Source organism: Sphingobium sp. TomTYG73, assembly GCF_055394245.1.
On sequence record NZ_AP027340.1, the window covers coordinates 498934 to 512385 of the forward strand.

Below are 13452 nucleotides of genomic sequence, written 5' to 3' on the forward strand. Positions count from 1 at the left end.
CTGCCGCCTGATGACCCGCACGGCAATCTTCGCCTCATTGATCGCCGGAGCCGTGCCGGGACAGGCGCAGGATGATGCGGGGTCAGCCCTGCTGTTCGACGATGTGACTGACACCCATGTGCCCGTTTCCAAATATCTCCACGCGCTGGACGTCGCGCTGGTGGACGTGGATGGCGATGGCGATCTGGACGCGGCGATCGCGGTCGAAATGGGTGCGAACCGGCTCTACATCAATGATGGGCAGGGCCACTTCACCTGGAAGCAGGGCGCGCTCGGCACCAAGGCGCATGATACGGAACATGTGCTGTCCGCCGACTTCAACCGTGATGGCTGTCCCGACCTGATCTTCGTCGCGGAAGAGGACCATGCGCACCAGCTGTTTTTAGGCGGACCGGGGGGCGAATTTACCGACGCGTCGGATCGGCTGCCGAAAATGAGCGAGGGCAATGGTCTTGCGGTGGGCGATGTCAATGGTGACGGCCTGCCGGATATCGTGATCGGCAATTCGGGGGAGGAGCGCTGGAACAAGCCGCGCGCGTCGGGGCAAAACTTCCTGTGGCTGAACGACCCCAAACAGCCCGGCACTTTCATTGATGCGACGGCGACGAACCTGCCCGCTTATGAAGACGATACGCAGGACATCGCGCTGGCCGACCTGGACGGTGACGGCGACCTCGACATGGTGGTCGCGAACGAAAGCCCGCCCAACCGCGTGCTGATGAACGATGGCAAGGGGCATTTTCGCGAGGCGCCCAAGGCGCTTCAGCTTCTCACCCCGCTGGAAACGCGCGAAGTGCATGTGTTCGACGCCAATGGCGACAAGCGTCCGGACATTCTGTTCCTGAACCTGACCAGCAACAACAAAAAGTGGGACAAGGATCCGCAGGCGCGGTTGCTGATCAACAAGGGGCGGGGCAAGTTCCGTGACGAAACCAAGACGCGCCTGCCTGCCAACCGCTTTTCCAGCTGGGGCGGGATGGTGATGGATTTCAATCATGACGGCCATCCCGACCTGATCGTTGGCGCGATCGACGTGCCGGGGTTCAAGCCGTTGCAGTTGCGCGCCTATGCCAATGACGGGAAGGGCCGCTTCACCGACGTGACGGCTTCGGTCATGCCTGCCGCGACCGTCGCGCGCAGTTGGAGCATGGCTAAAGGCGACGTCAACGGAGACGGCGTGGAGGACTTGTTCGTTGGCAGCTGGGGCACGCAGGCGCGCCTGCTGCTGGGCAAGCGCAAATAAGGGGTGGCCGCCTTCCTGTTCCGCCAGACGGAATTGCAGTTTCCGTGTAAGTTGTAAATTGCAGCTTTCATTGCCGATTTGTAAGTCCAGTGCAGAACGGCGGCGAGGGAACAGGTTTTGGCGGACGACGGGGAGATGAAAGAGGCGCGGATCGCGCTGGCGCGGGAGATGTTCGACGTCGCGCTGTCCGCAGTATCTGCGGAGCGATGCCTGCCTTCGCATATGCCATCCCCGCCGAAAGGACGGCGGCTGGTGCTTGCCGTGGGCAAGGCGGGCGCGGCGATGGCGGATGTCGCGCTTCGCCACTCTCCACAGGGGACGCAAGCGATCATCCTTACGCCCTACGGCCACGGCCTGCCGCCAGGAACCTTCCCCGCCGACGCCCTCGTGATCGAGGCCGGGCACCCCTTGCCCGACGAGCATGGTCAGCGCGCGGCGCAGATGATCCAGGAAGCCGTGCGAGACCTTGGCGAAGAGGATCAATTGCTGGCGCTGATCTCTGGCGGTGGCTCTGCGTTGTTGGCTTTGCCGGTCGATGGCGTGTCGCTGGATGATAAGCGCCGCGTGACGCGCGAGCTGCTGTTTTGCGGCGCTACCATATCGCAGATAAACTGCGTGCGCACGCATCTGTCGCAGGTCAAGGGCGGGCGTCTGGCTGCGCTGGCGCATCCCGCGGAGGTCGTCACATTGGCCTTTTCCGACGTGCCGGGCGACGATCCGGCCCTGATCGCTTCAGGTCCCACCGTTGCCGACCGGACGACACTGGCAGACGCGCGGCGGGTGATCGAACGCTATCGCATCACCGTTCCAGACAATGTGATGGCAGTGTTGAGCGACGACCGCCACGCCACGCCGCGTCCGGGGTCGCCCGAACTCGCGCGGGCCGATACGCGGATCGTCGCGCGCAACCGCATGGCGCTGGAAGCCGCAGGGGAAGTCGCCAGGGCGGCGGGATACAAGCCCGTCTATTTGGGTGACGATCTGGAAGGGGACGCGACCGAACTCGGCATCGTCCACGCTGCGCTCGCCCTGCATCATCAGCGGAAGGGCGGACGCTGGGCGCTGCTGTCTGGTGGCGAAACTACCGTGCTGGTCGGTAATCCGTCAGGCAGCGGCGGGCGCAACAGCGAATATATGCTGAGCCTCGCCATGTCGCTGGACGCCGCGCCGGGCATATCGGCGCTGGCGTGCGATACCGATGGCATCGATGGCGTGGGCGGCCATGCGGGGGCCATCGTCGATGAAAGCACTTTGGCGCGGGCTCGTGCCGCGGGCATGTCGGCCAGCGGGATGCTGCGCGAAAATAACAGCTTCGGATTCTTCAGTGCGTTGGGAGATCTGGTGTTTACCGGGCCGACGCGCACCAACGTCAATGATTTTCGCGCTATCCTGATCGACGGGTGAGCCCACATGCGGAACGTCAGTCGGCGGGAGCCCCATGAATTTTCCAGGCCGCGCCGATGGCGAAATGGCTGAGGATCAAGTCGTCCGCCATCAGAGCGTCGCCCGCGCGGACAGCTTCATAGATGCGGCGGTGATGATCGACCAGATATTCCCGCGCCATCGGGCTGTCCGCAATGCGTTGGCGCCGTTCGACATGGGATCGTTCCAGCAGGTGCGTAATCGTGCCGTAGACGGTAGATAGCGCAGGTGAGTGCGCAGCCGCGACCAGCTGCGTATGGAAATTGAGGTCGGCATGACCACCTTTGGCGACATCGCCGATCGTCGCTTCTATATCCTCCAGCGCCTGTTCAAGGTTCTGGCGATCTTCTTCCGTGGCGCGGGCGCAGGCCAGCCGTAGCGCCTGCCGCTCCAACGCGATCCGCACCTCGACAATATCGTCGATGATTGCCGGTTGTTGCGCCAGAGCGAGCGAGAAGAATTCGCCCAGCACCGATGCATCGGGAACGCGCACGGTGCTGGCGCGGCCGTGGCGTGTTTCCAGCACGCCGATCATCTCCATCGCCCGTACGGCTTCGCGCACGGCCGGGCGGCTTACCCCTAGGCTGAGCGCGAGTTCCCGTTCGCCCGGCAGACGGTGGCCGGTCTGGACGCCGCCATTCACCAGCAGATCGCGCAAATGGGCAAGCACCCGGCGATATCCGGAACTTTCTGGCTCTGAGGCTAGAGTGGCGCACTCTATGGTCATCGTGCGGCTTTATCGCCCGCAAGCGCTGCTGACCAGTGGTTAGTCTGGCTGTCCACATGGTGAAACGGCAACAGGCCCTGCTTGACTTATTACGGCCATCACGTTGCTTGCGCAGGGACAAGGAGACAGATCGATGAAGGCAAAATATCTCTCGTTATCCGTCATGCTCGCGGTGCTGCCCCTGTCTGCGCTTCCCGCGCAGACCTTTACGCGGGGCGAGGCCGTTCCTGCTGCGATGCCCCTGGGGAACAAGCCCGGCAATCCAATCCAGGACATGCCCTCCGGACAGCGGCTGATTTCAGCCTTCGGAGAGCGGCCGGTCTTTTCACCCAAGGGCGACAAGCTGGCTTTCATTGGCAAATCCTACGGTGACGCTTTCGAATATGACATGGCGACGGGGCGTACCCGCAACTTGACAGGCCATGCACCGAGCGAAGGTTATTTGCGGGTGCATTATCTTGCTGATGGCAGCTACGCGCTGCTCGGCCCCCGTATATTGGGAAAGACAAGGGAAGAGACGCGCCACGGCCGCATCGAACTATTCTGGATGGACCCGCAGGCGATGCGCGCACCAGTGCCACTGGGCATCACGGTGTTCGAAGGGATAGCGCTCAGCCCACGCAGCAACATGATCGCCTGGAGCCAGGTAAAGCCTGCAGCAGGTGGCAAACCAGCATCGACCACCATTTATACGGGGCGCGTTGCCGTTAACGCGCAATCAGCGAAGTTGGAAGATGTACGGGAAATCGTGACAACGACCGAATGCTTCGTCGAAGCGCAAGACTTCCTGCCGGGCGATAAGGGGCTGGTCATGCCCTGCTATGGTTTTGGCAAGGGGCCGACGGGCGTGGAGACAAAGGTGTTGTCCGTAGATTTCGCGACCAAAAAGATCACCGAATATCCGACGCCGTCCACCCTTTATAGCGAGGTCGAAGGCATCTTCCCGGATGGCAAGCGGACATTGGTGGAATGCGCACAGGACCGCGCTAAAGGCATGGACCTGTGCGTCCTTGATCTCGATCCAAAAAAGCCGCGCTACACGCGCATGACGAACATCGTGCAATATGGCGGATGGAAATATGGCAATCCGGTCGTGCGGCCCGATGGCCGGATGATCGCTGCCCAAGTGGGATCTGCGGACGTGATCGACGCGGGCGTGGGGCAGGGCATCGTATTGATGGACCTGGCGCCGGACTTTTGATCGTAGCGGGTTGGGGAGGAACTGAGAGTTGCCTCCCCAACCCCGCAATCAAGCAAGCGTCAACTGCACCGCTTCGAACGTATCGATCGGCGGCAGATCGAACCACAGATCGTCGCCATCTCCATTCCGTCGCTTACCCTTTACCGATTTTCCCGCCACCAGCATTTGCGCCGTGCTGCCCACTGATCCGCGCACGCCCAGCTTCAGGCCGTGGGCGATGACGGGATCGCCATAATGGGTGTTGCGCTGGCCCGAATAGTTGATGACATGCACCAGCATCTTGCCCGTCGCGAGCTGCTGCATCGCCATCATCTCCATCGGTCCCGGCCCTTCCAGCACCAATGGCGGTGGCGGTGCATAGCGGGCGATCAGGCTTTCAAACAGCACCCGATGTGCATCCAGCCCATCGCGATAATAAAGCCAGTCGGGCAGCCAGGGGATGTGCACATGGTGCCCCTTGCCATAGGCCATGACCAGCGCGCCAGCGTCGGCGCGCGCCGCTTCGCCCGGTCGCGCATAGGAAAATTCGGGCGGGCCGAAACGCTGATCGGGCGCGAAGGGGATCAGGCTCGACGCGCCGCTGCGCGCTGTGACGGGGAAGAAGTCCGCATCGATCGGCATGCGGCCGGGTCCCATGGGGATGGCGGCCTTGCTCATGTCGAGCGACCAGCCATGGCCATCGCGCGGCTGACCGAAGCTGCTCACCGGGCTGGACTTCATCGCCGAGCCGGAGCGCGGCTTTCCCCCTTGCCCCTGTGCGCCGGTATAGCCGGTCGCGATGAGCAGGCCGCCGGCCTCGACGAAGGCGTCGAGCGCATCGGCATCCTCATCGCTCAAGGTCATGATATGCGGCAGGATGATGACGTCATAGGCTTTGTCGCGCGTGGCGTTGCGCACCTGCATTCCGTTAGTCATCCAGAAGGGGAGGCGGGCATCGACCAGCGCCTGATAGGCCCCGCGCTGCGCACCGATGCCATAGCGCGCCAGCCCGGCGCCGGGTGACTGGAAGATTGATCCTATATTGTAGATCGCGACGCGGGCAGCCGGGGTCAGCCCGGCATAATGCTGTTCATTGGCGGCGTGCCAGTGGAAAAGGCGCGAGACGGGAGGCAGAAACCGAGGATCGTCCTGATCTTTGAGCGTTCCCATCAGATAAAGGTCGAGCTTGGCGCCCGTGCCAAGCGCCTGCGCGAAACGCAGCATGTGGTTTTCGGTGCTTTCCGTCACCTGCCGCCAAGGATAGTCGATATGCGCAGTGGAGGTTGCGGAAAAGGCCTTGCCCGGCGCAAGCGCCATGAGCGCCCGTGTCTGTTCGCCCATGGCGTGTGGCCATTCGGGCGCCTTGCGCGACACCCGGCGCTGCACCTCTCCGCGCGCAACGACGCCGCCGAAAAAATCCATCAAAGGCACATGGGGCCGTGCCGCCTCGATGACTGCGCGTGCCTTTGCGGAAAGCTCTGTCATGACGCGTGTTTGAAACTGCTGATAAGCATCCCAATTGGGATCGGTGCCGTCTTCGGTTTTGGGTAGGTCCAGCTTGTACAATTCCCGGAAGCGTCGCTTGCAATTGTCGCATACGCAAATGCCATGATCGACATCGGAATAGTCGGTGCGGACGAAGCCGGTCATGTTGAAGAACATACCGTCCACATCATGGCGTTCGACCCCTTCCTTCAATATCTGAAGGCTGTAATCCTGCGCCCAACCGCCATTGGGGCAGGCTTGGTAGGTCCCGGCATATTCACGCGGAATGCCATCGCGGTTGCGCATGAACCATTCGGGATGTGCGTCATAGGCAGGCTTCATCGCCTTGGACAGGTCAAAGCGGCCGATATAGGCCAGCCCTTCGGCATGGGCGGCGGCGACCATCTCGCCTGCGAAATCGTTTTTCAGATAGGGGTTGCGATAGTGGAGCGGCAGCTCAGTGGGATAGAAGGCAACGATCCCGCCGATGTTCGACACGATCATGTTCGCACCGAAGGCGCGGGTTTGCCGGGCGATCTCTCGCGGATCCTCCAGGGCGTCGATTTCGCGCAGGTTGGTCTGGACTATGCGATATTCATGCTTCCACCATTCGCGCCGGTTAAAGCCGCCGATGTTCAGGGCGGACCAGCCCGGGCCGGGAATGGCGCTCATCATAGCTGCCGTGGGCAAGACGCGTACGAGGTCGCGGCGCGAGATCCCGCCGTTCGCTTTCAAGTCCATCCTCCTCATGCTCCTGAATCGACAGATTGGAACGTTCAGTCTGCACCGGCGTGCCTGGATGGACAATGATGCCGCCGACGCCGTTCCGCGATATGGAACGGCAGGCCGCCCGCCACAGTGTCTGTTCCGCATCGCGGAAAGACGGGTATCTCTTGCCTGTCATCCTCCTTAGCGACGGTCGAACGGCTAACAGCGGAGGCGAGTGGCGATACCACGGAAATTCCGCATGATTTGAAATAGACCGTGATAGGAAATGGGCAGGGATGGCGCCATGATCTGGGCACAAAATTACGACCCTTTCGGCAATGGCTTGCTGTCGGCTCTGGTCGCGGCCGTCCCCGTCGTCGTGCTGTTGGGGGCGATCGGCCTTTTTCATGTGCGGGCGCATATCGCCGCCCTGATGGGGTTGGGGGCGGGCCTTGCAGTCGCGGTGCTGGCATTCGGCATGCCTCCGGGCCTGGCGGTGCGCGCAGCCGGTTTCGGGGCGGCCTACGGGCTGCTGCCGATCGGCTGGATCGTGCTCAACATCATCTTCCTATACCAGCTGACGGAAACGACCGGGCAGTTCCACATCCTGCGCGGCGCGATCACGTCGATCACCGCGGACAGCCGGTTGCAGCTGCTGCTGATCGCCTTCTGCTTCGGTGCCTTCTTCGAAGGAGCTGCGGGGTTCGGGACGCCGGTCGCGGTCACGGGCGCGATGCTGATCGGCCTTGGCTTTACACGGTTGCAAGCGTCGGGGCTGTCACTGATCGCCAATACCGCGCCCGTCGCCTTCGGCGCGCTAGGAACGCCGCTCGTTACGCTTTCGGGGGTGACCGGCCTGCCGCTGCTCGAACTGTCGGCAATGGTGGGACGGCAGATGACGCCGTTCGCCATCATCGTGCCCTTTTGGCTGCTGGTCGCCTATTGCGGGTGGCGGCGGACGCTAGAAGTATTGCCCGCCGTGCTGGTCGCTGGTGCCAGCTTCGCGCTGGTGCAGCTTCTCATCTCCAACCTTCATGGCCCTTGGCTGACCTCCATCGGTGCGGCGCTTGCGTCGATCACGGCGCTTATCGCTTTCCTGCGGATATGGCAGCCCGCGCGGATCATGCATGTCAACGAAGCGAAGCTCGCGCCGGGTGACGAGCGGGACGTGGCCGCGACCGTGGACGCCGCCCATGCGCGGCCCCTGCACGATCCCGCTGCCGTTCGGCGTGCCTGGATGCCGTGGATCATCCTGACGGCGTGTGTCTTCCTGTGGGGCCTGCCCTTCATGAAGCAGGGGCTGGACGCCATCTTCGCGCTGCGCCTGCCCTTTGCCGGTCTGGACGGGGTGATCCAGCGCCTGCCCCCTGTCGTCACCGCGCCGGAGTTTGAAAAGGCGGTCTACAATCTCAACCTGTTGTCGGCGACGGGCACGGCGATATTGGTGGCCGCCCTTGCCTCCGCGCTGCTGTTGCGAGTGCCTGCGCGCACGGTCGGTCGCGTCTATCTGCGCACGTGGAAGCTGGTGCTGCCATCGCTGCTCACCATCGCGGCGATGTTGGGGCTTGGCTATCTCACCCGTTATGGCGGCATAGACGCGTCCATGGGCCTCGCCTTCGCGGCGACGGGAGTTCTCTATCCTTTCTTCGGCACCATGCTGGGGTGGCTGGGCGTCGCCGTCACCGGATCGGACACAGCGTCCAATGTCCTGTTCGGCGGATTGCAGAAGATCACCGCTGAACAGTTGAACCTGTCGCCCGTGCTGATGGCGAGTGCGAACAGCGCGGGCGGGGTCATGGGCAAGATGATCGACGCGCAGAGCATCGTCGTCGCCTCCACCGCGACGCAGTGGTTCGGTCAGGAAGGCCGCATATTGCGCCATGTCTTCGTTCACAGCCTGGTGCTGGGTTCCCTGATTGGCCTGTTCGTGATGCTGCAAGCCTATGTCTATCCCTTCACTCTCCTTGTTCCCTGAGATGGCGCCTGTTATGCAGACGGCCGCCGCCCGCGCTCTGCTGGAAAGCATCTATCTTGAGGCGCTGCTGTCGGTGCGCGGCGAAAGGCTGGTCGAAGCGCTTGGCGTTCCAGAGGGTGGCCATTGGTCCATATGCCACCAGGGCAGAGCCATAGACTGGCCACTGGCTCCAGATGGTCGCATCGTCGTGATCGGCGCTGGAAAGGCCGTGGGGTCGCTCGCGAAGGGGCTGGAAACTCTGCTGGGTGACCGGATTTCGGACGGCTGCATCATCGTCAAGCACGGTCATGATGAGCTGCTCACGCGCATCCGGCAGCTTCAGGCGGGGCATCCGATTCCTGACGCGCAGGGGATGGAAGCCACGGCCGAAATGCTGCGGACGGTCGAAGGGCTGACCGAGCGTGACAGTGTGATCGTGCTGCTGACCGGCGGCGCGTCCGCGTTGATGGTTGCTCCGGTTGATGGCGTTACGCTAGAGGAGAAGGCGGCGACAACGGAAATGCTGCTGCGTTCGGGAGCATCGATCGAGGAGATCAACGCCGTGCGCAAGCGCCTGTCGCGGGTGAAGGGCGGCGGGCTTCTGCACCATATCGGCCCCGCATCGGTGCTGACCTTGCTGATATCCGACGTGCCGAGTGGCGACCTCTGCATGATCGGATCGGGGCCGACTCTTGCGGGCGGGGAAGGACAGGAGGACCCGGTCGCTATTCTCGCGCGATATGGGCTGCAAGATACTGTGCCCGCATCGATCCGGCGTGCGCTTGCCAAGGGCGTGCATCCGGTGCCCCAAACGGTGGGACGGCGCGAGACATTGCTGCTGGCCGACAGCGCCACGCTGGTGGATGCTGTGCATCGCATTGCGGCGCGGGAGGGGGTGGCCGTGCGAGATATGGATACGGCAATGGCGGGCAACACTCATGACGCGGCGCTGGCGATGGCCGCTGCCCTGCGCGTCGTACCGTCGCAGGATCGCCCCATGTTGCTGGTGTCGGCTGGGGAAACCACACTTCAGGTGACGGGCGACGGGCTGGGCGGACGTAACCAGGAATTTGCCCTGGTCGCCGCCATGGCGCTGGCCGGGCAGGACAATGCCGTCCTGCTTGCCGCTGGCACCGATGGCACCGACGGGCCAACCGATGCGGCGGGGGCTTTTGCCGATGGCGGGCTTCACGAGCGGGCGCGGGCGGCGGGGATCGACCCGGCGGAGATGTTGGCGCGCAATGACAGTCATCGCTTGTTCGAGGCGACGGGCGACCTGTTCCGCACCGGACCCACCGGCACCAATGTCATGGATCTGGTGCTGGGCCTCGCCTTCTGACCGGGCGCGAATTGAAAAGAGAGGAAGAGACATGGTCAAGCTGGCCGCCAATCTGTCGATGATGTTCCAGGACCTGCCCTTTCTCGACCGCTTCGATGCGGCGGCGGAGGCTGGCTTTTCCGGCGTCGAGTTCATGTTTCCCTATGATCATGGCGCGGGAGAGGTAGCTGAACGGGCGCGGCGATGCCGGCTGGAGGTCGTGCTGTTCAACCTGCCCGCTGGCGATTGGGCTGGCGGAGAGCGCGGCATCGCGGCGCTGTCCGATCGCGTGGAGGAGTTTCGCGCGGGCGTCGCTAAAGGGCTGGACTATGCCAATGTGCTGGGCTGCCCACGCCTGCATCTGATGGCGGGGAAGGCGCCTGCGAGCGCGGAGTGCCGGACTGCATTGGTGGACAATATCGCTTACACAGCCGATCTGGCGGCGGCCGATGGCATCGAGATATTGATCGAGCCGATCAACACGCGCGTCGATATCCCCAGCTATTTCTATGGCACGACCGACGCGGCGCTGTCAGTGATCGACGAGGCGGGTCGCGCAAATGTTCGCCTGCAGTATGACATTTATCATATGCAGATCATGGAAGGGGACCTTGCCCGCACGATTGAGCGGTTGCTGCCTCGCATTGGCCATATGCAGCTAGCCGACAATCCGGGCCGCGCCGAACCCGGCACGGGCGAGATCAATTATCTCTGGCTGCTGAGCCACATCGACGCGCTGGGCTATGGCGGGTGGATCGGATGCGAATACCGGCCTGGGGGCGATACGAAGGCGGGCCTTGGCTGGGCGCGTGATTATCTGACATCCGGGAGAGCGTGACATGAAGATCGGTTTCATCGGCCTTGGCATCATGGGCCGTCCCATGGCCGGGCATCTACAGGCGGCGGGCCATGCGATCTACAGTTGCGCCAACCGCACGCCGATGCCGAATGAGTTGCGCGAAGGCGGTGCGGTCGCCTGCGCCACGCCTGCGGAGGTGGCGGCGACGGTGGAGTGCCTGATCCTGATGCTGCCCGACACGCCGGACGTCGAACGCGTGCTGTTCGGCGCGGACGGTGCGGCGCAGCGGTTGAAGCCCGGCACGATCGTCATCGACATGAGCTCCATCGACCCGATCGCGACGCGCGACTTTGCGGAGCGGATCGAGACGCTAGGCTGCGCCTATGTCGATGCGCCGGTTTCCGGCGGTGAGGTGGGGGCCAAAAACGCGGCGCTTACCATAATGTGCGGTGGCAAGGCGGATGTGTTTGAAAAGGTCCGGCCGCTGCTGGAACTGATGGGAAAGAGCATCACGCTGGTGGGTGACGTTGGCGCGGGACAGGTGACCAAGGTCGCCAACCAGATCATCGTCGCGCTGAATATCGAAGCCGTTTCCGAGGCGCTGGTCTTCGCTTCAAAGGCGGGCGCGGACCCGGCGCGGGTGCGCGAAGCGTTGATGGGCGGCTTTGCGGCATCGCGCGTTCTGGAGGTGCATGGCCAGCGGATGATCGACCGAACCTTCGACCCCGGCTTTCGCATCCGGCTCCACCAGAAGGATTTGAATCTGGCGCTCTCAGGTGCGCGTTCACTGGGAGTTGCGCTGCCCGCAACGGCAAATGCGCAGCAACTTTTCAACAGTTGCGTAGCGCACGGCGATGCGGAAAAGGATCACAGCGCGATGGTGACGGCGCTCGAACGAGCTGCTAACCACATGGTGAGTGGTTACTCAATTAACGACGTTTCCGACGCCAACAGCTTTTCCGGAGGATGCTCATGACCAACAATCGTCTCAAAGACCGCCGTATCATCGTGTTCGGCAGCGCGACCGGCATCGGCGCTGCCACTGTGAAGCGCCTAGCTGAAGAGGGCGCGCGGGTCTGCGCGGCCGACATCAACATTGAGGGCGCGACGCAGGTGGCGCAGGAAGCGGGCGGCGAAACCTTTGCGGTCCATGTCGATATTTCCGACGAGGCATCGGTGCACAAAGCGACAGAGGAGGCGGTGAACCGCTTCGGCGGCCTCGACGGGGCGCATATCAATGCGGCAGACCTGCGCGTTATCATGGAGGATAGCGACGCGCTGGCCATCGACCTTTCCACATTTGACCGCACGATCGCGGTGAACCTGCGCGGCCACCTGCTGTGCACCCGCGCGGTGGTGCCGCACCTCGTTAAGAGCGGTAAGGGCGCGATTGTCTACACCAGCTCCGGCTCGGCGCATGGTGGTGAACCGACGCGGCCCTGCTATGCCATGGCGAAGGCGGGCGTGAATGCGCTGGCGCGCCACGTCGGTGCGCGCTGGGGCAAGGAAGGCATCACCGCCAATGTGCTCGCGCCCGGTTTCACCGTGACCGGCGAGATGAAGGCGGCGATGGAAGCGAACGCCGAGGAAGCCACCAAGTGGGCCGACTATTTCATGGCGCGCACGCCGCACACCCGGCTGGGCCAATCTGAAGACCATGCTGGCGTCGTCGCAATGCTGTTGTCTGAGGATGGCCGTTGGATCAACGGTGCAATCTATGACGTCAATGGCGGATCGATGATGCGCGCTTGACGACACTGATTGTGGCGCTCGCTTCTGCACCGGCGGGCGCCGCAGCGCTTGTTCAAAAGAGCGCGATCACGCGCGCGGGCATGCCGGTGGCGTTTTCCAGCGGCGCGACGCCTGCGAACAGCAACCCGCCCGCAGCAGGTGCGCGGTCGAGATTGGCCAGCCCCTCCAACGCCCAGCGTCCGCTGCGCAGCCATGCCTGATGAACGGGGAAGGCGGGCATCGCCTCACCCGCATCGATTGACATGGTATCGACGCCGATGCCACGCACATCCCGCTTCATCAGAATGTCCATTACGGCAGGATCGAAGCCGGGGCTCTTGCGCCGTTCGGCGGGGGGCAGGCTGCCATAGCCGGAAAAGGCGCTCAGCGGATCCCAGCCTGACAGCATGACGACGCAGGAACCTGCCGGGATGCGGCTGTGGCGGCGCTCCCAAGCGGTGATATCGCGCGGGTCCACTCGGGCGTCGCGATCAGTTTTGACCTTGTCCCTTATGTCGATCACGACGAGTGGAACGATCAACTGGCTGACTGGTATGTCGCCGACCGATGCCCCATCAGGCGCGAAATGGCGGGGGGCGTCGAGATGCGTGCCGGTATGTTCGACGATCGATATGCGGTTGAGCGCCATCCCTGCTTTCGTTCCCGATCCTTCCACGGCCTCCATGGTCAGGCGGCCAGGGGTGAAGGCGAAGGCCCGCGTCAGCTTGTGCGTGAGGTCGAGGATGTGCAGTTGGCGTCCGTGCAGGGAAAGACTGGTCTGATCGGGGGTTATGGCAGCAGCATCGGCGGCGGAGGCTGTGCCCAGGGCAAGAACGCCCAATGCGCTCAGGGCTAGCATGTCGCGGCGGTCGATCATCGCGGCTT

The 13452-nt window shown here is 63.2% G+C and carries 12 protein-coding genes; 8 read left to right on the forward strand and 4 right to left on the reverse strand.

Annotation, left to right across the window (positions count from 1 at the left end; all coding sequences use genetic code 11):
- The first annotated feature begins 10 nt into the window (after positions 1-10).
- Positions 11-1243, forward strand: coding sequence for an FG-GAP repeat domain-containing protein (locus ACZ5TH_RS15175; RefSeq protein ID WP_464795137.1), 1233 nt, complete (start codon positions 11-13; stop codon positions 1241-1243).
- 117 nt (positions 1244-1360) lie between these two features.
- Entirely contained in the window at positions 1361-2647 is a 1287-nt protein-coding gene (locus ACZ5TH_RS15180; protein ID WP_464795138.1) for a glycerate kinase type-2 family protein, read from the forward strand.
- Between the two features lie 16 nt (positions 2648-2663).
- Here the strand turns inward: ACZ5TH_RS15180 and ACZ5TH_RS15185 are convergent, their stop codons facing one another.
- Positions 2664-3335, reverse strand: a complete 672-nt coding sequence (locus ACZ5TH_RS15185; RefSeq protein ID WP_460989046.1) for a FadR/GntR family transcriptional regulator — start codon at positions 3333-3335, stop codon at positions 2664-2666.
- A gap of 190 nt (positions 3336-3525) precedes the next feature.
- Here ACZ5TH_RS15185 and ACZ5TH_RS15190 point away from each other — a divergent pair, with 190 nt between their 5' ends.
- Positions 3526-4593, forward strand: coding sequence for a TolB-like translocation protein (locus ACZ5TH_RS15190; protein WP_464795139.1), 1068 nt, complete (start codon positions 3526-3528; stop codon positions 4591-4593).
- Between the two features lie 48 nt (positions 4594-4641).
- Here ACZ5TH_RS15190 and ACZ5TH_RS15195 read toward each other — a convergent pair whose 3' ends face one another.
- Positions 4642-6729: a beta-galactosidase trimerization domain-containing protein gene (locus tag ACZ5TH_RS15195; protein WP_464795140.1), complete on the reverse strand. Its 2088-nt coding sequence runs from the start codon at positions 6727-6729 to the stop codon at positions 4642-4644.
- Positions 6677-6961 (reverse strand): hypothetical protein, encoded by a 285-nt coding sequence (locus ACZ5TH_RS15200; RefSeq protein WP_464795141.1) that lies wholly within the window; start codon positions 6959-6961, stop codon positions 6677-6679. The genes ACZ5TH_RS15195 and ACZ5TH_RS15200 overlap by 53 nt, the downstream gene beginning before the upstream one ends.
- Positions 6962-7069: 108 nt before the next feature.
- Between ACZ5TH_RS15200 and ACZ5TH_RS15205 the strand changes: the two genes are divergently transcribed.
- Genes ACZ5TH_RS15205 through ACZ5TH_RS15225 form a run of 5 tightly spaced genes read left to right on the forward strand, consistent with a single transcriptional unit; the run spans position 7070 to position 12588 of the window.
- Entirely contained in the window at positions 7070-8740 is a 1671-nt protein-coding gene (locus ACZ5TH_RS15205) for an L-lactate permease (RefSeq protein WP_464795142.1), read from the forward strand.
- Positions 8741-8753: 13 nt separating this feature from the next.
- The gene (locus ACZ5TH_RS15210; RefSeq protein WP_464795143.1) at positions 8754-10058 is read left to right on the forward strand and encodes a glycerate kinase type-2 family protein; all 1305 of its coding nucleotides are present in this window, start codon (positions 8754-8756) and stop codon (positions 10056-10058) included.
- Between the two features lie 31 nt (positions 10059-10089).
- Positions 10090-10875 (forward strand): 2-oxo-tetronate isomerase, encoded by a 786-nt coding sequence (otnI, locus tag ACZ5TH_RS15215; protein ID WP_464795144.1) that lies wholly within the window; start codon positions 10090-10092, stop codon positions 10873-10875.
- A 1-nt stretch (position 10876) separates the two neighbouring features.
- The gene (locus ACZ5TH_RS15220) at positions 10877-11812 is read left to right on the forward strand and encodes a 2-hydroxy-3-oxopropionate reductase (protein ID WP_464795145.1); all 936 of its coding nucleotides are present in this window, start codon (positions 10877-10879) and stop codon (positions 11810-11812) included.
- Positions 11809-12588 (forward strand): SDR family NAD(P)-dependent oxidoreductase, encoded by a 780-nt coding sequence (locus ACZ5TH_RS15225; protein WP_464795146.1) that lies wholly within the window; start codon positions 11809-11811, stop codon positions 12586-12588. The genes ACZ5TH_RS15220 and ACZ5TH_RS15225 overlap by 4 nt, the downstream gene beginning before the upstream one ends.
- A gap of 52 nt (positions 12589-12640) precedes the next feature.
- On the opposite strand, the gene ACZ5TH_RS15230 is transcribed toward ACZ5TH_RS15225, so the two are convergent.
- Positions 12641-13444, reverse strand: a complete 804-nt coding sequence (locus ACZ5TH_RS15230) for a cyclase family protein (protein ID WP_464795147.1) — start codon at positions 13442-13444, stop codon at positions 12641-12643.
- Positions 13445-13452: the final 8 nt, after the last annotated feature.